This window comes from Bordetella genomosp. 2, assembly GCF_002261345.1.
GTDB lineage: Bacteria > Pseudomonadota > Gammaproteobacteria > Burkholderiales > Burkholderiaceae_B > Bordetella_A.
Window position 1 is genome coordinate 981313 of sequence record NZ_NEVT01000003.1, and the last position, 25576, is coordinate 1006888.

General features: G+C 67.5%; 22 protein-coding genes, 1 other RNA gene and 2 pseudogenes. 18 read left to right on the plus strand and 7 right to left on the minus strand.

Going from position 1 to position 25576, the window contains the following annotated elements; genetic code table 11:
* The first annotated feature begins 3 nt into the window (after positions 1–3).
* Complete coding sequence (locus CAL24_RS06765; RefSeq protein ID WP_094806120.1) at positions 4–1365, plus strand: acetyl-CoA carboxylase biotin carboxylase subunit; 1362 nt, start codon at positions 4–6, stop codon at positions 1363–1365.
* Positions 1366–1518: 153 nt separating this feature from the next.
* Positions 1519–2805: a TIGR03862 family flavoprotein gene (locus CAL24_RS06770; RefSeq protein WP_094806121.1), complete on the plus strand. Its 1287-nt coding sequence runs from the start codon at positions 1519–1521 to the stop codon at positions 2803–2805.
* A gap of 90 nt (positions 2806–2895) precedes the next feature.
* Here the strand turns inward: CAL24_RS06770 and CAL24_RS06775 are convergent, their stop codons facing one another.
* From CAL24_RS06775 to CAL24_RS06790, 4 genes are all read right to left on the minus strand, one after another.
* A complete protein-coding gene (locus CAL24_RS06775; protein ID WP_028354239.1) occupies positions 2896–3120 on the minus strand; it encodes a hypothetical protein in 225 nt (74 codons plus the stop codon).
* Between the two features lie 115 nt (positions 3121–3235).
* Positions 3236–3622, minus strand: a transfer-messenger RNA (tmRNA) gene (gene ssrA / locus CAL24_RS06780).
* A 54-nt stretch (positions 3623–3676) separates the two neighbouring features.
* The gene (locus tag CAL24_RS06785; RefSeq protein WP_094806123.1) at positions 3677–4858 is read right to left on the minus strand and encodes an MFS transporter; all 1182 of its coding nucleotides are present in this window, start codon (positions 4856–4858) and stop codon (positions 3677–3679) included.
* A gap of 129 nt (positions 4859–4987) precedes the next feature.
* On the minus strand, positions 4988–5629 hold the full coding sequence (locus CAL24_RS06790; RefSeq protein ID WP_249278481.1) for a GntR family transcriptional regulator: 642 nt from the start codon (positions 5627–5629) through the stop codon (positions 4988–4990).
* Between the two features lie 231 nt (positions 5630–5860).
* Between CAL24_RS06790 and gabT the strand changes: the two genes are divergently transcribed.
* The 11 genes and pseudogenes from gabT to CAL24_RS06840 all read left to right on the plus strand — a co-directional run bounded on the left by gabT (position 5861) and on the right by CAL24_RS06840 (position 16202).
* Complete coding sequence (gabT, locus tag CAL24_RS06795; protein WP_249278482.1) at positions 5861–7198, plus strand: 4-aminobutyrate--2-oxoglutarate transaminase; 1338 nt, start codon at positions 5861–5863, stop codon at positions 7196–7198.
* The gene (locus CAL24_RS06800; protein ID WP_094806128.1) at positions 7195–8175 is read left to right on the plus strand and encodes an aminopeptidase; all 981 of its coding nucleotides are present in this window, start codon (positions 7195–7197) and stop codon (positions 8173–8175) included. Before gabT ends, CAL24_RS06800 begins: the two co-directional genes overlap by 4 nt.
* Positions 8172–8945, plus strand: a complete 774-nt coding sequence (locus CAL24_RS06805; protein WP_094806130.1) for an enoyl-CoA hydratase/isomerase family protein — start codon at positions 8172–8174, stop codon at positions 8943–8945. Before CAL24_RS06800 ends, CAL24_RS06805 begins: the two co-directional genes overlap by 4 nt.
* Positions 8946–8964: 19 nt before the next feature.
* The gene (locus tag CAL24_RS06810) at positions 8965–10167 is read left to right on the plus strand and encodes a CaiB/BaiF CoA transferase family protein (RefSeq protein ID WP_094806132.1); all 1203 of its coding nucleotides are present in this window, start codon (positions 8965–8967) and stop codon (positions 10165–10167) included.
* A 161-nt stretch (positions 10168–10328) separates the two neighbouring features.
* Positions 10329–11564, plus strand: coding sequence for an ABC transporter substrate-binding protein (locus tag CAL24_RS06815; protein WP_094806134.1), 1236 nt, complete (start codon positions 10329–10331; stop codon positions 11562–11564).
* Positions 11565–11577: 13 nt separating this feature from the next.
* Positions 11578–12150: pseudogene (locus tag CAL24_RS24270) on the plus strand (branched-chain amino acid ABC transporter permease); the annotation flags it as partial.
* 44 nt (positions 12151–12194) lie between these two features.
* Positions 12195–12455 (plus strand): ABC transporter permease subunit, encoded by a 261-nt coding sequence (locus CAL24_RS24275; protein ID WP_249278483.1) that lies wholly within the window; start codon positions 12195–12197, stop codon positions 12453–12455.
* 5 nt (positions 12456–12460) lie between these two features.
* Positions 12461–13358: pseudogene (locus CAL24_RS06825) on the plus strand (branched-chain amino acid ABC transporter permease).
* A complete protein-coding gene (locus tag CAL24_RS06830; protein ID WP_094806136.1) occupies positions 13355–14116 on the plus strand; it encodes an ABC transporter ATP-binding protein in 762 nt (253 codons plus the stop codon). Before CAL24_RS06825 ends, CAL24_RS06830 begins: the two are co-directional and overlap by 4 nt.
* Entirely contained in the window at positions 14113–14868 is a 756-nt protein-coding gene (locus CAL24_RS06835; protein WP_094806137.1) for an ABC transporter ATP-binding protein, read from the plus strand. The genes CAL24_RS06830 and CAL24_RS06835 overlap by 4 nt, the downstream gene beginning before the upstream one ends.
* Positions 14865–16202, plus strand: a complete 1338-nt coding sequence (locus CAL24_RS06840) for an amidase (RefSeq protein ID WP_094806139.1) — start codon at positions 14865–14867, stop codon at positions 16200–16202. The genes CAL24_RS06835 and CAL24_RS06840 overlap by 4 nt, the downstream gene beginning before the upstream one ends.
* 18 nt (positions 16203–16220) lie before the next feature.
* On the opposite strand, the gene CAL24_RS06845 is transcribed toward CAL24_RS06840, so the two are convergent.
* The 3 genes from CAL24_RS06845 to ompA form a co-directional block, all read right to left on the minus strand.
* The gene (locus CAL24_RS06845; RefSeq protein WP_028354237.1) at positions 16221–16895 is read right to left on the minus strand and encodes an HAD family hydrolase; all 675 of its coding nucleotides are present in this window, start codon (positions 16893–16895) and stop codon (positions 16221–16223) included.
* On the minus strand, positions 16892–17620 hold the full coding sequence (ubiG, locus tag CAL24_RS06850) for a bifunctional 2-polyprenyl-6-hydroxyphenol methylase/3-demethylubiquinol 3-O-methyltransferase UbiG (protein ID WP_028354236.1): 729 nt from the start codon (positions 17618–17620) through the stop codon (positions 16892–16894). Before ubiG ends, CAL24_RS06845 begins: the two co-directional genes overlap by 4 nt.
* A 70-nt stretch (positions 17621–17690) precedes the next feature.
* On the minus strand, positions 17691–18284 hold the full coding sequence (gene ompA, locus CAL24_RS06855) for an outer membrane protein OmpA (RefSeq protein ID WP_028354235.1): 594 nt from the start codon (positions 18282–18284) through the stop codon (positions 17691–17693).
* A gap of 379 nt (positions 18285–18663) precedes the next feature.
* Here ompA and gyrA point away from each other — a divergent pair, with 379 nt between their 5' ends.
* The 5 genes from gyrA to CAL24_RS06880 are packed head-to-tail and all read left to right on the plus strand — an operon-like array spanning position 18664 to position 25571.
* Complete coding sequence (gyrA, locus tag CAL24_RS06860) at positions 18664–21318, plus strand: DNA gyrase subunit A (protein ID WP_094806141.1); 2655 nt, start codon at positions 18664–18666, stop codon at positions 21316–21318.
* Positions 21318–22451 (plus strand): 3-phosphoserine/phosphohydroxythreonine transaminase, encoded by a 1134-nt coding sequence (serC, locus tag CAL24_RS06865; RefSeq protein WP_028354233.1) that lies wholly within the window; start codon positions 21318–21320, stop codon positions 22449–22451. The genes gyrA and serC overlap by 1 nt, the downstream gene beginning before the upstream one ends.
* A complete protein-coding gene (gene pheA / locus CAL24_RS06870) occupies positions 22444–23529 on the plus strand; it encodes a prephenate dehydratase (protein WP_094806142.1) in 1086 nt (361 codons plus the stop codon). Before serC ends, pheA begins: the two co-directional genes overlap by 8 nt.
* Positions 23530–23553: 24 nt before the next feature.
* Positions 23554–24672 (plus strand): histidinol-phosphate transaminase, encoded by a 1119-nt coding sequence (gene hisC, locus CAL24_RS06875; RefSeq protein ID WP_094806144.1) that lies wholly within the window; start codon positions 23554–23556, stop codon positions 24670–24672.
* Positions 24669–25571: a prephenate dehydrogenase gene (locus CAL24_RS06880; RefSeq protein ID WP_094806146.1), complete on the plus strand. Its 903-nt coding sequence runs from the start codon at positions 24669–24671 to the stop codon at positions 25569–25571. Before hisC ends, CAL24_RS06880 begins: the two co-directional genes overlap by 4 nt.
* Positions 25572–25576 lie beyond the last annotated feature (5 nt).

The following is a 25576-nucleotide window of genomic DNA, read 5'->3' on the forward strand; positions in this document are numbered from 1 at the left end:
GCCATGTTCCATAAAGTCATCGTCGCCAACCGCGGCGCCATTGCCAGCCGGCTGATTCGCGCATTGCGCGAAATGAAGATCCGTTCCGTCGCCGTGTATTCGGAGGCGGACGCCGGCGCGCCGTATCTGGAACAGGCTGACGAAGCGCACCCGATCGGCCCCGCCATGGCGCGCGACAGCTACCTGAATCAGCAAGCCTTCGTCGAGCTGATCAAGCGCACCGGCGCCGACGCCTTGCATCCCGGCTACGGGTTCCTGGCCGAAAACGCGGAATTCGCCCGCCGCGTCCAGGCCGCCGGCGCGACCTTCATCGGCCCCGCGCCGGACTGGATCGACCGGATGGGCCACAAGACCCGCGCGCGCGAACTGGCCGAAAAACATGGCTTGCCGGTGGGCAAGGGGTCGCCCATCCTGTCGGCAGACCCTGTCCTGATGCGTCAATATGCCGAGGAAATCGGCTACCCGGTGCTGATCAAGCCGGCCGCGGGCGGCGGCGGCATCGGCATGTTGGTCGCCCATGACGCCGCCGAACTGGCCGCCACGGTTGAAAAGGCCAGCGCCCTGGCGATGCGCGGATTCGCGAATGCCGAGGTGTATCTCGAGCATTACCTGCAGCGTCCCCGCCATATCGAGTTCCAGTTGCTGGGCGACAAGAACGGCCGCGTGCGGCATTTGTTCGATCGCGACTGCTCGCTGCAACGGCGTCACCAGAAGATCATCGAAGAAGCCCGCGCGCCGGCGGTCGACCGCGGCGGCATCGATGCGCTGGCCCAGCGCCTGGCCGACACCTTCTCGCGCCTCGGCTACGACAACATTGGCACGGTCGAAACGCTGATGAGCCAGACCGGGCAATTCCATTTCCTGGAAATGAATACCCGCCTGCAGGTCGAGCATGGCGTGACGGAAGCGATCTGCGGCGTCGACCTGGTGCGCGCGCAGATCGAGAGCGCCGCCGGCCTGCCGCTGGAGCGCATCCTGCCCGCCGATCTCCACGCTCGCGGCCACGCGATCGAAGCGCGCGTCTATGCCGAAGATTCGCGACGCTTCCTGCCGTCGCCTGGCGTGCTCAAGGTCTACCGTCCGCCGCGCGGCATCCGCGTCGAAACGGGATATGCCGAGGGACAGAAAGTCACCGCCTTCTACGATCCCATGCTGGCCAAGCTGATCGCCCACGGCGCGGACCGCGCCGACGCCATCGGCAAGCTGCTCGCCGCGCTGGATGCATTCGAGGTCGATGGCGTGAAGACCAACATCGATGCCTTGCGGGTGCTGCTGACGAACGAGGCGTTCCAGCAGGGCGACGTGCACACCGGCCTGGTGCCGGAGGCCATGGCGGGGCACGCCGCCCAGGCCGCTCCCGCCTGAGTGCGCCGGCAGCCCGGGGCCTCGCCGGCATCGATATTCGGCCCCAGGCGGAGACCGCGCCGGGTGCGCCGACGGCGGACGCCGGCGCAGTGCAGGCCCGGCGCCGGCCGCGCGCCGTGCGACAATCGCGTCGCGTGCCATCCTTTCCCGCCCATGCCAGACTCCACCCCCACCGCGTCCTCCGCTACCGTCCGAGTTGCCATCGTCGGCGGCGGGCCCGCCGGCCTGATGGCGGCCGAAACCCTGGCCCGCCAGGGCATCCAGGCCGATGTCTACGACGCCATGCCGTCGGTGGGCCGCAAGTTCCTGCTGGCCGGACGCGGCGGATTGAACCTGACCCACGGCGAGCCGGCCGAGCGCTTCAGGCAACGCTATGGCGGGCGCAGCACGGCCGTGGCCGCATGGCTCGGCCGCCTCGACGCGCAGGGCGTGCGCGACTGGGCGCATGGGCTGGGCATCGACACGTTCGTCGGCTCGTCGGGCCGGGTGTTCCCCCGCGAAATGAAGGCCGCGCCGCTGCTGCGCGCCTGGCTGTCGCGGCTGCGTGCCGCGGGCGTGCGTTTTCACATGCGGCACCGCTGGCACGGCTGGGCCGCCGGCTCGGTGGCCGACCCGCAGGCGCTGCATTTCGATACGCCGCGCGGCCCGCTGGTTGTGCGCGCCAACGCCGTCATCCTGGCGCTGGGCGGCGCCAGCTGGGCCCGCCTGGGCTCGGACGGCGCATGGATAGCGGCCTTGGAGGCCCACGGCGTGGAGGTGGCGCCGCTGCGTCCGGCCAATTGCGGTTTCGAGGCGAACTGGAGCGCGCACTTGCGCGAACGCTGCGCCGGCATGCCGGTCAAGTCGGTCGCCATGGCGCTGGACAATGCCGGTGCGCCCGGCGCGTGGCGGCGCGGCGAATTCGTGCTCACCGGGGCGGGCATCGAAGGCAGCCTGGTCTACGCCCTGTCGGCCGGCCTGCGCGACGCCATCGACGCGCATGGCGCCACATGCGCCTGGGTCGACCTGCTGCCCGACCTGCCGGCGCAGCGAGTCCTGGCGCAAGTCGCCCATCCGCGCGGCGCGCGTTCCATGTCCAGCCATCTGCAGAGCCGGCTCGGGCTCAAGGGCGTCAAGGCCGCGCTGCTGCGCGAATGCGCCGACGCGCAAGCGTGGCACGACACGGCGCTGCTGGCCCGCCGCATCAAGGCGTTGCCGCTGCGGTTGCTGCGCGCCCGCCCGATAGACGAGGCGATCAGCAGCGCCGGCGGCGTGCGCCTGGAAGCCCTCGACCAGGCGCTGATGCTGAAAGCCGCGCCGGGCATTTTCTGTGCCGGCGAAATGCTGGACTGGGAAGCCCCCACCGGGGGCTATCTACTGACCGCATGCATGGCCAGCGGCGTGGTGGCGGCCGAAGGCGCGCGTGCATTTCTGGCAGGTTCCGGCGACGGCGCGCCCTGATTGCCCGGGCGCCGGTATGCGGAATGGCCTGGCAGATGCGAACAGTGCCGTTTGAGGCCCGCGAGACGGCTCGGCTCGAGCGACGCCTGTCTACATCAGCCCGAAATGCGACCGGATCTCCGTGCCGCAACATCCCTCGTCGTCGGTGTAAGCATCGCCGATTTCCGCGCAGTACTCGACCACGGCCAGGACCAGCGCCTGCACTTCAGGCCGGCTCAGCGCCGCCTCCAGCGCCACGTCGTCGGCGAAGTGCTTGAGCGCGTCGGGCTCGATACTGAACGGCTCAAACTCCGGATTCTTTCGGTTCTGGTTCATGTCCGTATCCCGGGGATTGCGGCGCGGCCTCCTCGCAAGGGGCGTGCCGACACGGGCGAACGGCCAAAAAAAATAGCCAACTTGCAGTTGGCTATTTTTGTAAATCACGGAAATTTGGTGGAGCCGGGGGGAATTGAACCCCCGTCCGCAAGCCCTCCGCAACCAGTTCTACATGCGTAGTCGGCCTATTTGGATTTAACCCTGGACTTAGCCAGCCGACAGGCCGGACCAGGGCGATTCACGTAGTTTAAGCCTGAACCGTGTGACCCCAGCGCAGACCGATTCCTTGTAAATGTCGCTGCTGCGGTTCGGGGTTGCCCCCTGGGAAGTTGCCTTCCCCCGCCTGACCCAAGGACAGATCAGTGCAGCGGCTCACCGATTAAGCGGCGAGAGCGAAACGCTCGTCGTTGGCGTTTGTAGTGTTCCAGTGGATTAACGAGCGAACTGGTGCTCGGCATGCCCTGAGTTGTTTCGCGACCCACGTCGAATCCGGATCGGCCCCAAGTTGTTTTAATTGTACCCGAAATGCCCCTGAAACGACAGCATCACGCCGCGTTCAGGGCCGGTTGCCGGGCGCGCGCCGCATGGCGCGCAAGGGCGGCCGCGCGGTGGCCATCAGCAGCAGGGCCAGGCCCATCGCTGCCGCCATGATGCCGGCGGCAGCGCCACCCAGCGCCGCCAGGCCATGGCGGTCGATGACCAGCCCGCCGACCAGGGCGCCGATGCCGATGCCGATGTTGGCGCCGGAGATGTTCAGCGACGCGGCGAAGGCGGGCGCGTCGGGCGCGGCCTTCATCAGGCGCACGTGGTTCACGATGAACATCGCCGCCTGCGCGATGCCCCACACGCCCAGCGTGGTCGCCAGCAGGGCCGGCGTGCGCATGGCGGGCGCGGCCAGCGCCTGGCCGATCGCCAGCAGGGCCGCGAACAGCAGGGTGGCGCCCAGCGGGCTGCGGTCGACCAGCCGGCCGCCGGCCCAGTTGCCCACCAGCCCGATGGCGCCGAACGCCATCATCGACCAGCCGACCAGTTGGCCGTCGAATCCGGCGAGCCGTTCCAGCATGTCGGCCAGGTAGGTATAGGCGGTGAACATGCCGGTGAAAGCCAGTACCGACAGCAGCACCTGCCCGAGCATCCGCGCGTCGCGCAGAATGCGCAGCTGGGTCCGCAGGGCGACGGCATGGGACTGGAGCCGCTGCCGCGGGAAGCAGGCCCACAGCAGCAGCGCCTTGGCGAAGGCCAGGGTGGCCAGTACGCCGAACGCGGCGCGCCAGCCGAAGCCGTCGGAGATCAGCACCCCGATGGGGATGCCGAACACCGTGGCGGCCACGGTGCCGAAAGCGACCAGCGAGACTGCCCGGCCGGCGCGCGCCGGCCCCGCCAGCTCGACCGCGGTGGCGCTGGCCAGCGACCAGAACACCGGCAGGGCCAGGGCCGGCACGAAGCGGGCCAGCGCCATGACCCAGATATTGGGCGCCAGCGCGGCCAGCAGGTTGGAGGCGCCGAACAGCGCCAGCACGGCGACGAACAGCCGCTTGCGGTCCATATTGGCCATCAACGCCGTCAGCAGCGGTCCGACGGCCGCCACCGTAAAGGCGAACAGCGTGACCAGCAAGCCAGCCTGGGACACGGTCACCTGCAGGTCGCGCGCCAGCGGCGGCAACAGGCCGACGATCAGGAATTCCGTCGTCAGGATGGTGAATCCGGCGACGGAGAGCAACAGAATAGGTAATAGCATGGCTGGACGCCGCAACGCAGCGGTGCCGTTCTATGGGTTGAAGCGGGAATGCCTGGCCGTGGTCGCGCGCGATGGGCTAAGGGGGCGGCCGGCACGGGGAAAAGGGCGCGGCATGGTGAGCCGCGCGCCTCAGAGGAGGTAATCCTTGTAGCGCTGGATGTATTCGCGCGCGCTGCTGTTCAATTCTCGCACGCAACGGTCGGCGGCGTCCACGTCATTGCGCATCATTGCCGCCAGCAGGTCCCGGTATTGCTTGATTCCCATGTCGGCCCGGCCCGGCAGCAGTGCCACCCGCCGCATCGTCACGCGAGTGCGGTCGTAGATGCGCTCGAACAGGTCGCTGAGAATGGGGTTGGCGGCCAGCTGGGTGAGCCGGTCGCGAAACCGCATGATGGTGTCGACGTGGGCCTCGATGTCGCCGTCGCGCAGGCTCTGTTCGAATGGCGGCCCCAGCCATTGCTCCAGTTCGCGCCAGTCGTCGGGCGTGGCGTTCTGCATGGCCAGGCGCACCGACAGGCTGTCGAGCGCCTCGCGCACTTCATAAAGCTGGTATGTGGTGCTCATGTCGACGGGTATCACTACCGCGCCCTTGTTGGGCACCCGTTCCACCAGGCCGCGGTCCTCGAGCGTGGCCAGGACTTCGCGCGCTTTGGCGCGCGTGATGCCGTAGTGCTGGGCCAGGTCCTCTTCGGGGATGCGCGACCCGGGCAGCAGGGCTTGCGAGGCGATGCGGTCGCGTACGTCCCGTACGACCGCCGCGGTCGAAATCATGGGCCGCTTTCCCGCCATGTCGGTGTGGCGCGCGTTGTTGTCGTGGGGAGTCATCAAGCCTCTTCCATTGAAAGGAGCCATGCGGCATGTCCCGAATGATAGCATTCGTTGGTGCTCAAAATTGTACACAATATAAGAACCAGAATTGTAATTTTTAATTGACACAATAAAAGATGCGGCGCAAACTGCCCCTGCCCTTAGTCATGGGCGATCGACTTCAGGAGAATGGCTTTGCATACTGATCATCCGGCGGCAGGCCCAGGGCCTAGTTGTCAGAGCTATCTGGACCGGCGCCAGGCGCTGGTCGCGCGCGGCGTGGTCAACGGCCCGCCCATCTTCGCCCGCCATGCGGCCGGCGCCCTGGTGACCGACCTGGACGGCCGGCAGTACCTGGATTTCGCAGGCGGCATCGGCACGCTCAACATCGGGCATGCCCATCCCGAGGTCGTCGCCGCGGTCAAGGCGCAGGCGGATGCATTCCTGCATACCTGCTTCAACATCGTGATGTACCCCGGCTACATCGACCTGGCCGAAGCCCTGGTGGACGTGGTGCCGGGCGACTGGCCCAAGAAGGTGATGCTGCAAAGCACGGGCGCCGAAGCCATCGAGAACGCCATCAAGATCGCGCGCCGCGCGACCGGCCGCCAGGCCGTAGTGGCTTTCGAGAATGCGTTCCACGGGCGCACCTACATGGCCTTGTCGCTGACCGCCAAGGCGCCGGCCTACAAGACGGGGTTCGGCCCGCTGGCGTCGGAGGTCTACCGTGCGCCATTTCCCGTGGCCTATCGGGCCGGCGGCGATGCGCGCGCTTGCGCCCGCGATGCCTTCGCGCGCCTGCAACGCATGGTGGAAAGCGAAATCGGCGCCGACCAAGTCGCGGCCGTGGTGATCGAGCCGGTACAGGGGGAGGGCGGCTTCCATGTGGCGCCTGCCGAATTCCTGGTGCGCCTGCGGGAATACTGCACTCGCCATGGCATCGTACTGATCGCCGATGAAATCCAGTCGGGCTTCTGCCGCACCGGCCGTTGGTTCGCGACCGAGCACGCCGGCGTGCAGGCCGACCTCTATACCCTCGCCAAGTCGCTGGGAGGCGGGATGCCCATCGCCGCGGTGGTGGGGCGGGCCGACCTGATGGACGCGCCGGCAGTCGGCGGCCTGGGCGGCACTTATGCCGGCAATCCGCTGGCATGCGCGGCGGCGCTGGCCACTCTCCGCGTGATGGCGCGCGACGACTACGCCGGCCAGGCCCGGCGCCTGGGCGAGCAGTTGAGCGAACGCTTCGCCCGCTGGACGCGCGACATCGAGATCGTGGGCGATGCACGCGGCGTGGGCGCCATGCAGGCCGTCGAAATCGTGCAGGACAAGCTGGGCGCCGAACCAGCCCCTGCATTGGCGGCGAGTATCGTGCAGCGTGCCTATGAGGCGGGCCTGATCCTCGTGAAAGCCGGTTTCCATGGCAATGTGCTGCGTTTTCTCGGTCCATTGAACATGTCCGACGCCGATTTGCAGCGGGGTCTCGATATCCTGGAAAGCGCCATCACGCGCGTCGCGGCGGAGGCCCGGGCATGAACACATTGCTTAAACTCGGCAATGCCCGCAAGGTCGTGCGCCAGCTGGGCGCGGCCGGCCCCGGCATGAACGTACTGGTGCTCTACGATTTCTACACCGAGCACAATGTCGAGCCGCTGGCCATTGCCGTGCAGGAGTGCGGCGCCCAGTTGCACCTGCTGCAGATCGCCGGCAGCCGCCAGCACGGGCGGCCTTTCTCGGAAGTCGTCGCCCAGGCCATGTGCGCGGCGGACCTGGTCATCGCGCTGACCCGCGCCAACGCCGCGCATACCGAGGCGCGCCAGCAGGCCACGCGCGCCGGCGTGGGCGTCATCGTGCTGCCGGAATCCGACGCTCCGGATTTCTTCCTGGCCGACGGCTGGAATGCCGATTTCGATGCGCTGCGCCCACAGATCCAGGGGTTGGCCGACGCGCTGACGCGGGCCGACACCGCGCGCGTCACCAGCCAGGCGGGCACCGACATCCGCATGAGCATCGCCGGGCGGCGCGGCCGCGCGTTGCATGGCTTCGCCAATACCGTCGACATTTCGGCCGGCTATTGTCTGGAGTCGAGCCTGGCGCCCGTGGAGGGCACCGCGCAAGGGGTGATCGTGGTCAATGCCAGCATCCCGGGCGTCGGACTGGTACGCGATGAGCCGGTGCGCATCGTCTATGAGCGCGGCATGGCCGTCTCGATCGAGGGCGGCGAACTGGCCCGGCGCTTCCGCGAACTGTTGGCCGGTTTCGACGATCCCGGCGTCTACAACCTGGGCGAACTGGGCGTCGGCATGAACCCCTGCTGCACGCTGGACGGCACTATGTTGTCCGACGAAAGCGTCTACGGATCGATCCAGCTGGCATTGGGTACCAGCGCCTATATCGGCGGCACCGTCAAGGCGGCGGCCCACTACGACACCATCCTCACCGACGCGCAGCTGTGGCTGGACGACCGGCTGGTGCTGGATGGCACCCGCCTCGACCTGGGAGAGCCAGCATGACCATACGGACAGAGCGCGGCGAACACGGCATTGCCACCGTGCTGTTCGACCGGCCCGCCAAGCGCAATGCGTTCACCCTGGACATGTACCGGCAGTTCGGCGCAGCCATCGATGCGCTGGACGCGGACGACGCGGTGCGCTGCATTGTGTTGCGCGGGGCGGGCGGCGCATTCTGCGCCGGCAGCGATATCGGCGGGTTCGGCGAGGATCGCAGCGGCGCCGCCCAGGCGCGCGAGTACGCCGACCTGACGCTGGATATGACCGATCGCCTCAAGCTGACCCGGCATCCCACCGTCGCATGCATCGAAGGGCCCTGCGTGGGCGGCGGACTGGAGATCGCCGCGCTATGCGACGTGCGCATCGCGGCGCGCAGTGCCCGCTTCGGCATCCCGGTCAATCGGATTGGCCTGACGCTCGACTATCGCGAGCTGGCCGACCTGGTCGCCTTGGTGGGGGCGGCCAGCACGCTCGAGATCCTGCTCGAAGGCGCGGTTTTCGATGCGGACGACGCATTGCGCAAAGGGTTGCTGACCCGCGTGGTGGACGACGCGGACGTGGTCGCGCATGCCTACCAGTGCGCCGCGCGCATCGCCACTGCCGCGCCGCTGGTCAACCGCTGGCACAAGAAGTTCGTGCGCCGTCTGGCCGGCAAGCAGGAGCTGGACGAGCAGGAGCGGCTGGAGCCGTACGCCTGTTTCGATACTGAAGACTACCGCATCGGCAAGGCGGCATTCCTGCGCAAGGAAAAGCCCGCCTTCGTCGGTCGCTGAACGCCGAGGAGTCCCGTTCATGGCACCACAAGCTTCCCTGCCGCTGGCTGGCTTGAAAATACTGGACCTGTCCCAGATCATGGCCGGTCCTTACTGCACGATGGTCCTGGCCGACCTGGGCGCCGAGGTCATCAAGATCGAGAAACCTGGCGCCGGCGACGACGCGCGCGAAATGGGGCCCTACGTTAATGGCGAATCCACCTGCTTTGCGCAGATCAACCGCAACAAGCTGGGCATTTCGCTCAACCTGAAGCATCCGGGCGTGCGCGAGATTGTCTACGACATGGTGCGCTGGGCCGACGTGGTGGTCGAGAACTACCGGGTCGGCGTGACTCGGTCGCTCGGGTTGGATTACGACACTCTCAGCCATATCAATCCGCGCCTGGTGTATTGCTCGATTTCCGGCTACGGGCAGACCGGGCCATATGCGTCCAAGGGCGGCTTCGATCTGGTAGCCCAGGGCATGACCGGCATCATGAGCATGACCGGCGAGCCGCAAGGCCGGCCGCTGAAGTCCGGTATCGCCATCTACGATGTGGGCGCCGGGCTGACCGCGTCATATGCCATCCTGGCCGCGTGCATGCACCAGCGCCAGACCGGCGAAGGGCAGCACATCGACATCTCCCTGGCCGAGTGCGGGCTGCCGTGGTTCATCTGGGAGGCCGCCGCGTACTTCGCCGAGGGCACTATCCCGCAGGTCACGGGCAGCCGCCACCGGGTCTCGGCGCCATACCAGGCGTTCCAGACCGGCGACGGCTATATCATCATCGGCGCAGCCAACCAGCGCACCTGGGAACGCCTTTGCTCCGATGTGCTGGGGCGTCCCGAATGGATCACCGACCCGCGCTTTGCCACCAATTCCGACCGCATGGCCAACATACACGTGCTCGAGCCGTTGCTCGAGGCCGAGTTCGCGCATGCCGATGCCGCCACGTGGATCCAGCGCTGCGAGGCCGCCAGCGTGCCGTGCGGTCCGATCAACGATTTCGGGCAGGCGGTCAACGACCCGCACTACGCCGCGCGCGGCATGATCCAGGAGCTCGACCATCCAAGGCTGGGCCGCATGAAGACCATCGGCATCCCGACGCATTTCTCGCGTACGCCGGGTCAGGTGCGCATGCCCGCGCCGTTGCATGGACAACATACCGACGAGGTGCTGGAGCGCTTTGGCGTAGACGCGCAACGGCGCGACCGACTGCGCCGGGAAGGTGCCATACAGTAGCGATTGCAATTGCGCCGGCGCCGCTTCCTGGCGGACGCCGGCCTGGCAGCAAGCCCTGCCGCAACCGCGCGGGGCGACAACAAGAAGCAACAAGGGGCCGGGCAATCCTGCCGGCATATTCGAACAAAGATCAATGCGCGTACGGCGCAGAAGGAACGAATATGAAGCCGAACCTGATTAACCACAAACGCCGGCGGTTCGTCTCGTCCAGCGCGGCCATAGGCGCGCTGGCGATGCTCCCGTGGGTATCGCGGGCGCAGCAGGCGGCGCCTTTCCGCGTGGGGGCGCTGAACTCGATCACCGGCGTGGGCGGGCCATACGGCGGCGCCATGCTCCAGGCGATCCGCATTGCGGTCGACGAAGTCAATGCGGCGGGCGGGGCGGCGGGGCGCCCCCTGGAGCTTTACGCCGAAGACGATCAGACCAAGCCCGACGCGGCGGTGCTGGCAGTCAAGAAACTCATCGAGATCAACCGGGTCGAGGCCGTGGTCGGCATATGGCCTTCTGCAGTCGGCTTGGCCGTGATGCCGATCACCAATAATGCCGGCCTGATCATGATGAACACCTGCGGCGCTCCCGAGATGCTGACGGAGAACAAGAAAGGCCTGGCGTGGATGTTCCAGGCATCCAACGCCGTGTTTGGCAAGGCGTTCGCCGAGGTCGCGCGCCAGCGCGGCTACAAGCGGCCGGCCGTGATGGCGTTCAATAACTCCACCTTCGTCGGCCTTGCGGACTATTTCCGGCAAAGCTGGGAGGCGGGCGGCGGCAAACTCAGCGAATACGTCATCTACGAGCCTAACCAGACCACCTATCGCACCGAACTGAGCAAGGTGCTGGCAACCAAGCCTGACGTGATCGCATTGGGATCCTACCGGCCCGACGCTACGATCCTGCTGCGCGAGTGGTTCCAGACCGGCCAGGACTGCAAGTTCATCATGCCGGGTTGGACCGCCAACGAAGACCTGGTCAAGGCGCTCGGCAAGGAGGCGACCGAGGGCATTATCTCCATTTCCAATGTGGCCGCGCACGATCACGAGGCCTACAAGCGCTTCGCCGGGAAATTCCGGGCCAAGATGAACCGCGAACCCGACATCTTCGCGGCGCAGAGCTACGACATGGTCATCACGCTTGCCTTGGCCATCGAGGCGGCGGGGCCGGCGGCGTCCTCCGGGGAGGTCAACGGGCACATCAAGAGCGTGGCGGCGGGCGGCCAGAAGGTCTCGTCCTTTGAACAGGGCCGCGATGCATTGAAAAGCGGCGCCGATATCGACTACGAGGGCGCATCGTCCAGCCTGAATTTCGGGGCGCACGGCGAAACCGTGCCCGATTTCGGCGTGTTCGAGATTACCCAGGGAAAACTCGTGCTGAAGGAGACGGTGCCTGGCGCGATCGCCTGAGCACGGAGCCGATATGGAAGCGATCGCAATCTTGAATGCGGCCATCAATGGCGTGGTGCTCGGCACGCTGTTGGCCTTGCCGGTGCTGGCCATCACCCTGGTCTTCGGCATCTCGCGGTTTCCCAACGCCGCAACGGGCGACTACATGACGCTGGGGGCCTATACCGCCATTGCCGTGCAGACCTTCATCGGCAGTTCGCTGGTGCTCGGGGTGCTGGCCGCATGCGTCGTCACGGCGCTGGTGTCGGTGGGATTCTATCTCTGGGTGTTCCGGGCGTTGGCCAACCGGTCGAATGTGTCCTGCCTGGTGGCTTCGCTAGGCATAGCCTTCGTGGTGCGCAACACCATCACGTTCTTCGCCGGCCAGGACCAGTACAACCTCGATGTGCCCCTGGTGCGCGCGTGGAACTTCGGCGGCATACGGATACTGCCCACCGACCTCTACATCATGGCGACGGCCGCCATCGCGCTGATGCTGGTCTTCGTGCTGCTGTACGGCACGCCGCTGGGCCGGCGCATGCGCGCGGTGGCCGCCAACCCCGAGCTGGCGGCCGCCAGCGGCATCCGCTCCAAGCGCGTGATGCTGTGCCTGTGGACGCTGTGCGGGGCCTTTTGCGGCCTGGGGGGGGCGTGCTGCTGGGCATCAAGGCGGTGGTCGTGCCGGAACTGGGCTTCGAGCTGCTCATGCCCATGTTCTCGGCGGTTGTGCTGGGCGGTATCGGCCATCCGGTGGGCGCCATTGTCGGCACGCTGCTGTTCAGCGTTTCCCAGGAGATCGCCAGCCTGTATGTCGGGCCGGCCTACAAGATCGTCCTGGCCTTTGTCGTGCTTCTGCTTGTGCTGCTGGCGCGTCCGCAGGGCATTTTCGGCCGTCCCCTGGCAGCGAGGTAAACAAGATGGAAGCCTATCTGATCGCGATCTCCATCGGGATACTCATCTACATGCTCATGGCGGTGGGGCTGTCCCTGCATTACGGGTTCACCGGCCTGGTGAACTTCGGCCACGTGGGATTCTTCGCCATCGGGTCGTATGCGTCGGCGCTGCTGGCGCTCGAGGGCGTGCCCATTCCGCTGGCCATGGCTGGCGCGACGATCATCACCGCACTGGCGGCTTATCCCTTGGGCATGGTGGCCCTGAGGCTGGGCAGCGACTACCTGGCCATTGTCACGCTGGGGTTCTCCGAGTCGGTGCGCATGATGCTGCAGACAGAAGAGTGGTTAACGCGCGGCATGCACGGCCTGCCTGGCATTCCCCGGCTGTTCGCCGGCCTGGTGCCGGCCGGGCAGATTGATTTCTGGATACTGGTCAGCCTGGTGACCGCCAATGCCATTGTGTTCTGGCTGGTGACGCGGGTCGTGCGTAGTCCCTTCGGGCGGGTCATCGAGGCCATCCGCGACAACGAAGTGGCGGTGCGTGCGCTGGGCAAAGATCCGGCGCGCTTCAAGACTCGTTCGCTGATGCTTGGCGCCGGCCTGGCCGGCCTGGCGGGGGGCCTTCCAGGCGCATTACCTGACGTTTCTCAGTCCCGACCAGTTTGTGCCATTGATTACCTTCTATATCTGGATCGCCGTATTCGTCGGCGGCGCCAACCGGCTCAAGGGCGTGGCCCTGGGGACGGTGATCCTGGTGGGGTTCCTGGAGGGCTCGCGATTCGTCCGGGAATTCCTGGGCGGAATTTCCGAAGTCCAGATGGCCAGCGTGCGCATCTGGGTGATCGGCATGGCCCTGATCCTCATCGTGCTCTACCGCCCCCAAGGCGTGATGGGCAAGGCAAACGGGAGGAACCGGTCATGAAGATGCTGGAGGTCTGCAATATCAGCGCCGCGTTTGACGGTTTCAAAGTGCTGGACGATGTCAGCCTGCATCTGGACCGTGGCGAGCTGCTGGGGCTGATCGGCACCAACGGAGCCGGCAAGAGCACGCTGTTTTCGGTTATTACCGGTTATGTGCCGCGCCAGGCCGGCCGCGTCCGCTTCGGCGGACAGGACCTTGACGAACTGGCCGTGCACAAGCGTGTCAGGCTGGGGTTGGCCCGTACGTTCCAGGTGCCGCGCGAGTTCTCGCAGCTCTCGGTGCTGCACAACATGATGGCGGCCTCGCCCGACCTGCGCGGCGAGAAGCTGCTGTCATTGTTCTTCGCCGCGCGGCAGGTCGCGCGCGAAGAGCGGCGCGCCGCCGAACAGGCCCGTGAGCTGCTGGATTTTCTCAACCTCGCGCGGGTAGCCGACACCCCGGCGGGCATGTTGTCCGGCGGCCAGAAGAAGTTGCTGGAGCTGGGCCGGCTGCTCATGCTTGAACCGCGCTGCATCATGCTCGACGAGCCGTTCGCCGGTGTCAATCCGGTACTGATCGAGGAATTGTCCGAGCGGATCGTGACGCTGAACCAGCGCGGCATGACCGTGCTCATCATCGAGCACAACCTCGAAGCGCTGGCGCGCATCGTGTCGCGCCTGTATGTGATGGATCGCGGCCGCGTGATCGCCGAGGGCAGGCCGCGCGAAGTGCTGGCCCAGCCCGCCGTGCGCGAGGCCTACATGGGAGGCGTGATATGAGTACGCAAGCAACGCCCGCCGCCAGCCTGCTGTCGCTGCGCGGCATGGCGGGCGGCTACGGCGACGTGGACATCGTCTGCCACATCGACATGCACGTCGCGGCACGCGAGGCGGTCACCATCGCCGGCACCAACGGCGCGGGCAAGTCCACCCTGATCAAGGCCGTGATGGGGCTGCTGCCGCGGCTGAGCGGCAGCCTGGAATTCGACGGGACCGACTTGCGCACCCTGGCCGTCGAGGATCGCGTCCGCATCGGTATTTCGTATGTGCCCCAGGTGCATAACGTATTCGGCGACCTCACCGTGCTCGAAAATCTGCAAGTGGTCGAACACGTCGGCCAGCCCCGGGCGCGCATTGCCGAGATGTTCGACATGTTTCCGGCGCTGGCCGGACGGCGGCGTACGCAGGCCTGCAATTTGTCGGGCGGCGAACGCCAGCAACTGGCATTCGCCCGCGCCTTGATGCCGGCGCCGCGGCTCATGCTGCTCGACGAGCCGTCGGCCGCGCTTTCGCCGGCGCTGACCGAGCAGGTGTTCAACGAGGTCAAGCGTTTGCCGGCATTGGGTGTGGCGGTGCTCATGGTCGAGCAGCGCGCCCGCCAGGCGCTGCAGTTCAGCGACCGGGGCTACATCCTCGACTCTGGCCGCATCGTGCTGACCGATACCGGCGCCAACCTGCTCGCCAATGAAGAAATGGCCGACCTGTATATCGGCCGCGGCTCTCACTCCGATTCGCAAGGAAATCCCGCATGACTTCCCCGACCACCGATTCCGTCCCGCGGCGCCCCGCGCCATCGGAGCTGGCCCGCCTCACGATGGCCGAAGGCCTGCGCGCGCTGGCGTCCGGCCGCCTCACCTGCGAAGCCTGGGCCCAGGCCTGCCTGGAGCGCATCGCCGCGCGCAATTCCGACGTGCGAGCCTGGGTCCACGTCGCCGGCGACGCCGCGCTGGCCCGCGCCCGCGCGCTGGACAAGGCGGGCCGCACCCGCCCGTTCGATGGGGTGCCATTGGGAATCAAGGACACCATCGACACGGCCGACATGCCGACGGAGCTGGGCGATCCGGACATTTTTCCCGGCCGCCAGCCGGCAGTGGACGCGCCGGTGGTCGCCCGCGCGCGCGCGTTGGGCTACAACCTGCTGGGCAAGAACACGGTATCGCGCCATGCCATCATGTTGCCCGGGCCGTGCCGCAATCCGCACGATATCCGGCGCACGCCGGCCGCTTCTTCTGCCGGCTCGGGGGCGGCGGTCGCCGATTTCATGACGCCCCTCTCGATTGGCACGCAGACCGCCGGCTCCATCCTGCGGCCCGCCTCGTTCTGCGGCGCCGTCGGCTTCAAGCCGACGCTGGACACCATTCCCTATGTGGGGATCCGCAACTATTCGCGGCCGTTGGACGTTGTGGGGCCGCTGTGCCGCTCGGTCGAGGATGCCCAGTTGTTCATGCGCGGATTCTCGGGCGACCCGCGCTATGACCGGCCTGCGCCCGACGCGATGCCGCGCCTGGGGGTCTGGCGTCCGCGCGACTGGCCGCAAGCCGAACCCGGCGCCCAGGCCATCTTCGAGGAGAACCTGGCGGCGCTGGCGCGGGCCGGGGCTTCGCTCGCGCCCCTGTCGATGCCGCCTTCGTACGAGGAAATCGGGGATATCCAGGACATCATCATGGCGTACGACCTGGCCCGCGAATACGACGATCTGCGTCGCCACCATGCGCGCCATTGCGATTCCGAGCTGTTGTCCTATCTGGAGCTGGGCCGGTCGTACAGCGACGCGGACTATGCCGCCGCGCTGGATGCGGCCGATGGTTGCCGCCGCCAATTCTACGACCTGGCCCGCGACGTGGACGCGATCGTCATGCCGGCAACACTCGGCGAGGCCCCCGACGCCAGCAGCACCGGAAGCTCGGTGTTCATTCGGGCGTGGTCGCTGCTGCACAATCCGTCGCTGTCGCTGCCGGTCGCTCGCGGCGAGCATGGCTTGCCCATCGCCATCCAGCTGGTCGGTTTCGTGGGCGAGGATGCGGCCCTGCTGGCCTGGGCGCGCAAGGTGGAAAGCGTGCTGGGCAACCGGGCGCATGACACCTGAGCCGCGCCGCCCGGCGACTCAGCGCAGGTCGGCCGGCAGCAGCGGTTCGATGGCGCCCCAGAGTTCGTCGGGGGTGTTGGCGCAGGCCTCGGCCGACCAGGTGGTGACGTTCTCGTCCTGGCCCAGGTAACCGTAGGCAGCGGCCACGGCCGGCATGCCGGCGGCGTGGGCCGCCTGGATGTCGCGCAGGTCGTCGCCCACGTAGACGCAGCGGTCGGTGGCGTAGCCGGCCTCGCGCGCGGCGTGCAGCAGCGGCGCGGGATGCGGCTTGGCGTGTTCGGTGGTGTCGCCGCACACCAGCACGGCGCTGTCGCGCGTCAGGCCCAGGAACTCGACGATGGGCAGGGTCAGGTAGGTGACCTTGTTGGTGACGATCCCCCAGGCCAGCCCGCGCGCGCGGATGCCGTCGAGCAGGGGGGCGATGCCCGGGAAGAGCCGGCTGTGCACGGTCGAGCCGGCTGCGTAGTCCTGCAGGAACTGCTGGCGGGTAGGTTCGTAATCGGGATGCCCGGGCAGCAGGTCGAGCGCGATGCGCAACAGCCCGCGCGCGCCTTGCGAGGCGACCGGGCGCAGGGTTTCGTAGGGCAGGGGCTGCAGGCCCCGGCGGATGCGCTGTTGGTTGGCGGCGGCGGCCAGGTCGGGGGCGGTGTCGGCCAGGGTGCCGTCGAAGTCGAACAGGATCAGGGCGCTCATTTGCGGGTGGCCATCAGGTAATTCACCGAAGTGTCGTCCGACAGGCTGTAGACCTGGGTTATGGGGTTGTATTCCATGCCGCGCATGCTGGCGGGTTCCAGCCCGGCCTGGCGCGCGGCCGCCGCCAGCTCGCTGGGCTTGATGAACTGCTCGTGGCTGTGCGTGCCGCGCGGCAGCAGCCGCAGCACGTACTCGGCGCCGATGATGGCGTACAGGAACGACTTGGCGTTGCGGTTGAGCGTCGAGAAGAACACCCAGCCGCCCGGCTTGGCCAGGGTCGCGCAGGCGCGCACCACGGAGCCGGGGTCGGGCACGTGTTCGAGCATTTCCATGCAGGTCACCACGTCGTAGCGGCCCGGCTGCTCGGCGGCCAGCTGTTCGACCGGCACGGCGCGGTATTCCACCTGCACGCCGGATTCCAGGCCGTGCAGGCGGGCGATTTTCAGCGAGCGCTCGGCCAGGTCGATGCCCGTGACCTGGGCCCCCGCCACCGCCATGCTTTCGGAGAGGATGCCGCCGCCGCAGCCGACGTCCAGGACCGTCTTGCCGGCCAGGCTGCCGGCGCAGTCCTGGATCCAGCCCAGGCGCAACGGGTTGATGGCGTGCAGCGGCTTGAATTCGCTTTCGGGGTCCCACCAGCGGGCGGCCAGGGCGGCGAATTTGTCCAGCTCGGCCTGGTCGGCGTTGATGCCGGGGGTGGCGGGTGCGGAGGTCTGGGTCGTCATGGGCGGATGGGCGGCAAAAAAAAAGGGCCTCGCATAGCGAGGCCCTTCATTGTAGCGGCTAGCGCGTCGATTAACGGCGGCTACCCACGACTTCGATTTCAACGCGACGGTTCTGGGCACGGCCTTCACGCGTCTTGTTGGAAGCGACGGGCTGCAGTTCGCCCTTGCCTTCCGTGTAGATGCGGTTGGGGTCGACGCCCTTGCTGACCAGGTACGACTTGACCGAAGCGGCGCGGCGCTCGGACAGCTTCTGGTTGTAGGCTTCGGTACCGATCGAGTCGGTGTGGCCGACGGCGATGATGGTTTCCAGATCGATGCCCGAGGCTTGCTGAGCGACTTGGTCCAGCAGTTGGCGGCCTTCCGGCTTCAGGGTCGACTTGTCGAAATCGAAGAACGTATCGGCATTGAAGACGACCTTGGTGGCCATGGGGGTGGGCTTGGCGGGCGCCTGAGCGACCGGCACGCCATCGCAGCCCGGGACGCCGGTGGCCGGGGTCCAGAAGGCATCGCGCCAGCACAGTTCATTGGTGCCGTTCATCCACACGTCGCCGAACGGGTTGCGCCAGTTGTCAACCGTTTCGGGGTACGACTGGGCCGAGGCTACACCAGAGGCCGTAACGGCGGCGAAGGCGAGCGCCAGAGCGAATTTGGAGGGTTTGTTCATGTTTCTCCTCGTTGAGCTTGAAGCTGGATAAGTGACTCGCAGCGAACCCCCGCCGCATATCAGGAAAACGGGGCCAGTATAGCAACGCTCAGAAAAGGTTCAAAGGATCGCTACCGGGTCTCCCTGCGTGCTGGAAACAATCTTAAGGCATTTGATGACCTTTGGCTTCCCTCGCAAGCCGCATTGATGCTGGATATGATCTTTTCTTCTCTATGTGCCATGAGGGATGTTGGTTTTTGACAACAGGGCGGTGAAAACTGCCAGATGCTTTCGCCATGCGCGCCCGCGCCGCGGGTTTCCCGGTCGTCGGACAATCGGGTGATAGAATTTCCTGTTTACCCGGCCCGGGTTTCTCTTACTCGATTCAGTCGCTATATATATGGATTCCTTCGCCAAGGAGACGCTTCCGGTATCGCTGGAAGAAGAGATGCGCCGCAGCTACCTGGATTACGCCATGAGCGTGATCGTCGGGCGGGCGCTGCCAGATGTGCGCGACGGCCTCAAGCCCGTGCACCGGCGCGTGCTCTATGCGATGCACGAGCTGAACAACGACTGGAACCGCGCTTACAAGAAATCCGCCCGCATCGTCGGCGACGTTATCGGTAAGTACCACCCGCACGGCGACCAGTCGGTCTACGACACCATCGTCCGCATGGCGCAGGATTTCTCCATGCGCTACATGCTGGTCGACGGCCAGGGCAACTTCGGCTCGATCGACGGCGACAGCGCCGCGGCCATGCGTTACACCGAAATCCGCCTGGCCAAGATCGCCCACGAACTGCTGGCCGATATCGACCAGGAAACCGTCGATTTCGGGCCCAACTACGACGGCAGCGAGCAAGAGCCGCTGCTGCTGCCCTCGCGGCTGCCCAACCTGCTGGTCAACGGCAGCTCGGGGATCGCGGTGGGCATGGCGACCAACATCCCGCCGCACAACCTGCAAGAGGTGGTCGACGGCTGCCTGTACTGCCTGCGCAACCCCGATTGCACGGTCGACGAGCTCATCGAGGTCATCCCCGCGCCCGACTTCCCCACCGGCGGCATCATCTACGGCATGGCCGGCGTGCGCGAGGGCTATCGCACCGGCCGCGGCCGGGTGGTCATGCGCGCCAAGACCCACTTCGAGGACATGGAAAAGGGCAACCGGCAGGCCATCGTGGTCGACGCCATTCCCTACCAGGTCAACAAGAAGACGCTGCAGGAACGCATTGCCGAGCTGGTCAACGAGAAGAAGATCGAAGGCATCGCCGACATCCGCGACGAATCCGACAAGGACGGCATGCGGCTGGTCATCGAGCTCAAGCGCGGCGAGGTGCCCGAGGTCATCCTCAACAACCTGTACAAGAACACGCAGCTGCAGGACACCTTCGGGATGAACCTGGTGGCGCTGGTCGACGGCCAGCCGCGCCTGCTCAACCTGAAGCAGATGATCACCTACTTCCTGCAGCATCGCCGCGAAGTGGTGACCCGCCGCACCGTGTTCCAGTTGCGCAAGGCGCGCGAGCGCGGCCACGTGCTGGAAGGCCTGGCCGTGGCGCTGGCGAACATCGACGACTTCATCGCCATCATCAAGGCCGCGCCCACGCCGCCGGTGGCGCGCCAGGAACTGATGTCGCGCTCGTGGGATTCCTCCCTCGTGCGCGAGATGCTGTCGCGTTCCGACCTCGACGCGGTGGGCGGCCGCGCGGCGTTCCGTCCCGACGACCTGCACGAGAGCTTCGGCCTGCAAGGCGACGGCCTGTACCGCCTGAGCGAAACCCAGGCGCAGGAAATCCTCAACATGCGCCTGCAGCGCCTGACCGGCCTCGAGCAGGACAAGATCGTCGGCGAGTACAAGGACGTCATGGCGAACATCGCCGACCTGCTCGACATCCTCGCCAAGCCCGAGCGCATCACCACCATCATCGGCGAGGAGCTGCAGGCCATCAAGGCCGAGTTCTCCACCGGCGCCAAGGACGTGCGCCGTTCCGAGATCGAACTGAACGCCACCGAGCTCGACACCGAAGACCTGATCACGCCCACCGACATGGTGGTGACGCTGTCGCACGCCGGCTACATCAAGAGCCAGCCGTTGTCGGAATATCGTTCGCAGAAGCGCGGCGGACGCGGCAAGCAGGCCACGGCCATGAAGGAAAACGACTGGATCGACCAGCTCTTCATCGCCAATACGCACGACTACCTGCTGTGCTTCTCCGATCGCGGCCGGGTGTACTGGCTGAAGGTCTGGGAAGTGCCGCAAGGCACGCGCAATTCGCGCGGCAAGCCGATCGTCAACATGTTCCCGCTGGCCGACGGCGAGAAGATCACCGTGGTGCTGCCGGTCAAGGAATTCAGCGAAGACAACTACGTCTTCATGGCGACCTCGCGCGGCACCGTCAAGAAGACGCCGCTGTCCGATTTCTCCAACCCGCGCAAGGCCGGCATCATCGCGGTGGCGCTGGACGACGGCGACTACCTCATCGGCGCCGATCTCACCGACGGCAAGCACGACGTGATGCTGTTCTCCGACGCCGGCAAGGCCGTGCGCTTCGACGAGAACGACGTCCGGCCCATGGGCCGCAATGCCCGCGGCGTGCGCGGCATGACGCTCGAGGACGGCCAGACGGTCATCGCCCTGCTGGTGGCCGGCGACGAGTCGCAAAGCGTGCTGACCGCCACCGAGAACGGCTACGGCAAGCGCACGTCCATCACCGAATACACCCGCCACGGCCGCGGCACCAAGGGCATGATCGCCATCCAGACCTCGTCGCGCAACGGCAAGGTGGTGGGCGCGGTACTGGTGATGCCGTCCGACGAAATCATGCTGATCACCACCGGCGGCGTGCTGGTGCGCACCCGGGTCGGCGAAATCCGTGAAATGGGGCGCGCCACGCAGGGCGTCACCCTGATCAGCGTGGACGACGGCAGCAGCCTGTCGGGCGTGCGCCGGGTGGTCGAAAGCGACGCCGACGCCGACGATGAAGAAGAATCCGAAGCCATGGATGCCGACGGCGATTCCGGCGCTTCGCCCGAACCGACCGAACCTACGGAGTAATCATGGCCCGTCCCTGGAACTTCTCGGCAGGCCCGTCGGCCTTGCCCGAGCCGGTGTTGCAGCAGGCCGCCGCCGAGATGCTGGATTGGCGCGGCAGCGGCATGTCCGTGATGGAAATGAGCCACCGCGGCAAGCATTTCGTGCAAATCTGCGACCAGGCCGAGGCCGACCTGCGCGACCTGCTGGGCGTGTCGGCCGACTACGCCGTGATGTTCATGCAGGGCGGGGGGCTGGGCGAAAACGCCATCGTGCCCATGAACCTCATCGGGCGGCGCGGCCAGCCCGCCGCCGACTTCGTGGTGACGGGACATTGGTCGACGCGTTCGCACAAGGAAGCGGGCCGCTACGGCAACACCCATATCGCCGCCAGCAGCGGCGCCGCCACCGAGATCGACGGGCGCGAGCAGGGCCCCTGGACCTGGGTGCCGCCGGTCGAGACCTGGCAGGTGCGGCCGGAGGCCGCCTACCTGCATTTCTGCAGCAACGAAACCATCAATGGCGTCGAGTTCACCGACTGGCCCGATACCGCCGCGCTGGGCGCGCCGGACGTGCCGCTGGTGGTCGACGCCTCCTCGCACTTCCTGTCGCGTCCCATGGACGTCGCGCGCGCCGGCCTGGTGTTCGCCGGCGCCCAGAAGAATGCCGGCCCGGCCGGCGTCACCGTGGTGATCGCGCGCCGCGACCTGCTCGGCAAGGCGCTGCCGATCTGCCCCTCGGCGTTCGACTACGCCAACGTGGCGGCCGAGCATTCGCGCTACAACACGCCGCCGACCTTCGCCATCTACATGGCCGGCCTGGTGTTCAAGTGGGTCAAGGAGCAGGGCGGCGTAGCCGGCATGGAGGCCGCCAACCGCGCCAAGGCCGACCTGCTGTACGGCTATCTGGACAGCACCTCCTTCTACCGCAACCCCGTGCACGCCGCGGCGCGCTCGCGCATGAACGTGCCGTTCGTGCTGCGCGATGAATCGCTCAACGACGCCTTCCTGCAGGGCGCCGAAGCAGCCGGGCTGATGCAGCTCAAGGGCCACAAGAGCGTGGGCGGCATGCGCGCCTCGATCTACAACGCCATGCCGCTGGACGGCGTGCAGGCGCTGGTCGACTACCTGCGGGATTTCGAGCGCCGCCATGGATGATTCCCTGCAAGGCAAGCTCAAGCCGCTGCGCGAGCGCATCGACGCCATCGATGCGCAGATCCTCGACCCGCTGTCGCAGCGCGCCCGCGCCGCGCTCGAGGTCGGCGAAGCCAAGCACGCCGCTGCCGCCGACGGCCCGGTGCTGCGTCCCGAACGCGAGGCGGAAGTCATCCGCCGCCTGCAGCAGCTCAACCCCGGCCCGTTTCCGCGCGATGCCGTGGCCTCGGTCTGGACCGAAATCATCTCCGCCTGCCGCGGCCTGGAGCGCGGCATGACCGTGGCCTACCTGGGGCCGCGCGGCTCGTTTTCCGAGCAGGCGGCGCTCGAGCATTTCGGCCGCGCCGTGCAGCAACTGCCCTGTCCGTCGTTCGACGAAGTGTTCCGCGCCGTCGAGGCCGGGCAGGCCGATGTCGGCATGGTGCCGGTGGAAAACTCCACCGAGGGCGCGGTCAACCGCAATCTCGACCTGCTGCTGACCACCCCGCTCAAGATACTGGGGGAACGCTCCGTCGACATCCGCCACTGCCTCATGACGCAGTCGGGTTCCATGGACGGCGTGACCGCCATCGCCGCGCATCCGCAGGCGCTGGCGCAGTGCCAGGGCTGGCTGAACCGCCATTACCCGGGCCTGGAGCGCGTCGCCGAGGCCAGCAATTCCGAGGCCGCCCGCGTCGCCGCCGGCAACCCGGCGATTGCCGCGATCGCCGGCGAGAGCGCCGCGCCGGCCTGGAACCTGCAGGTCGTCGCCGCCGGCATCCAGGACGATCCCAACAACCGCACGCGCTTCCTGGCCGTGGGCCATATCCAGACGCTGCCCAGCGGCCGCGACAAGACCAGCCTGATCCTGGCCGTGCCCAACCGCGCCGGCGCGGTCTACGACATGCTGGCGCCGCTGGCCGCCAACGGCGTGTCGATGACCCGCTTCGAGTCGCGCCCGGCGCGCACCGGCCAGTGGGAATATTATTTCTACGTCGACGTGCTGGGGCACCGCGACGACCCGCAGGTCGCCCGCGCACTGGCCGACCTGCAGGCGCAGGTCGCTTTCATCAAGGTGCTGGGCTCGTACCCGGCGCAGTAAATCCTCTCGCGTAAGCGCACCGTCATGACCACTCCCAAGCCGTTGACCGCTCCCGCCCACGTCAGTGCCATCGCGCCCTACCAGGCGGGCAAGCCCATCGACGAGCTGGCCCGCGAGTTCGGCCTCGACCCGGCCGGCATCGTCAAGCTGGCGTCGAACGAAAACCCCCTGGGCATGCCCGAATCCGCGCGCCAGGCCCTGCTGGCCGCCGCCGAATCGCTGGCGCGCTATCCGGACCCGAACGGTTTCGACCTGAAATCGGCCCTGGCCGGACGCTACGGCGTGCCGATGGGCTGGATCACGCTGGGCAACGGCTCCAACGACATCCTCGAAATCGCCGCGCTGGCGCTGCTGGAGCCGGGCACCTCGGCCGTGTACGCGCAGCATTCGTTCGCGGTGTACCGGCTGGCCACGCAGGCGCGCGGCGCGCGCCACATCCAGGTGCCGGCGCGCGACTACGGCCACGACCTGGACGCCATGTTCGCGGCCATCGAGGACGACACCCGGCTGGTGTTCATCGCCAATCCGAACAACCCCACCGGCACCTTCGTGCCGGGCGCGGACGTCGCGGCCTTCCTGGCGCGCGTGCACGCGACCCACGGCGATCGCGTCACGGTGGTGCTGGACGAGGCCTACAACGAATATCTCGACCCGGAGCTGCGCTTCGACAGCGTGGCCCTGGTGCGGCAGTACCCCAACCTGATCGTCTCGCGCACGTTCTCCAAGGCCTATGGCCTGGCCGGGCTGCGCGTGGGCTTCGCGGTGGCGCAGCCGGCGCTCACGGACCTGCTCAACCGGGTCCGCCAGCCCTTCAACGTCAATACGCTGGCGCAGGCCGCCGCGATCGCCGCCCTCGGCGACGCCGACTACCTGGCCCGCGCGTACGAACTGAACAAGGCCGGCAAGCGCCAGCTGTGCGAGGCGTTCGACAGCCTCTCGCTGCGCTATGTGCCCAGCTACGGCAACTTCGTGCTGGTGCACGTGGGCGATGCGCCGCGCATCAACCTGGAATTGCTCAAGCGCGGCGTCATCGTGCGGCCGGTGGCCGGCGACGGCCTGCCCGAGTGGCTGCGCGTGACCATCGGCCTGCCGGAGGAAAACCAGCGGTTCATCGCCGCGCTCACGGAAGTCCTGGCCGCATGACGCCCGCCGCGACCGGCGCTGCGACACAGGGGGCCGAGGGCCCCCTGATTCCTGTACTGGCGGTGATCGGCGTCGGCCTGATCGGCGGTTCGGTTGCGCTGGCGTTGCGCCAGGCGGGCCGGGTCGGGCGCGTGCTGGGCGTGGGCCGCAATGCGCAGTCCCTGGCCCGCGCGCAGGCGCTGGGCCTGATCGACGCCGCCGTCACGCCCGAAGAGGCCGCGCAAGCCGACGTGGTGCTGCTGGCCACGCCGGTGGGCGGGCTGGGGGCCATGCTGGCGCGCTTGCGTCCGCACCTGGGCGCCGCCACGCTGTTGACCGACGCCGGCAGCACCAAGGCCGAAGTGGTCGAGGCGGCGCGCGCGGCGCTGGGCGACCGGGTCGCGCAGTTCGTGCCCGGCCACCCCATCGCCGGGGCCGAGCGCAGCGGCCCCGAGGCCGCCGACGCCGGCCTGTATCGCGGCCGCACCGTGATCCTGACGCCGCTGCCGGAGAACCCGCCGGCCGGGGTCGCGCGCGTGCGCGACTTGTGGCAGGCTTGTGGTGCCCGGGTCATCGACATGGACGCCGCCGCGCATGACCGGGTCCTGGCGCCGGTCAGCCACATGCCTCACCTGCTGGCGGCGGCCTACATGGCGCAGGTGGCCGCGGCCGCCGACGCGCCGGCGCGGCTGGCCCTGGCCGGCACCGGGTTCCGCGATTTCACCCGCATCGCGGCGGGGTCGCCCGAAATGTGGCGCGACATTTTCCTGTCCAACCGCGCCGCCTTGCGCGCCGAGCTGGCGGCGGTACGGGCCGTGCTGGACCAGGCCGAGCAGGCCATGGCGGCCGGCGACGGCGGCGCCCTCGAGGCGCTGCTGGAACGCGCCGCGCAGGCGCGCCGCAACTGGCGCAAGGAGTAGTTTTG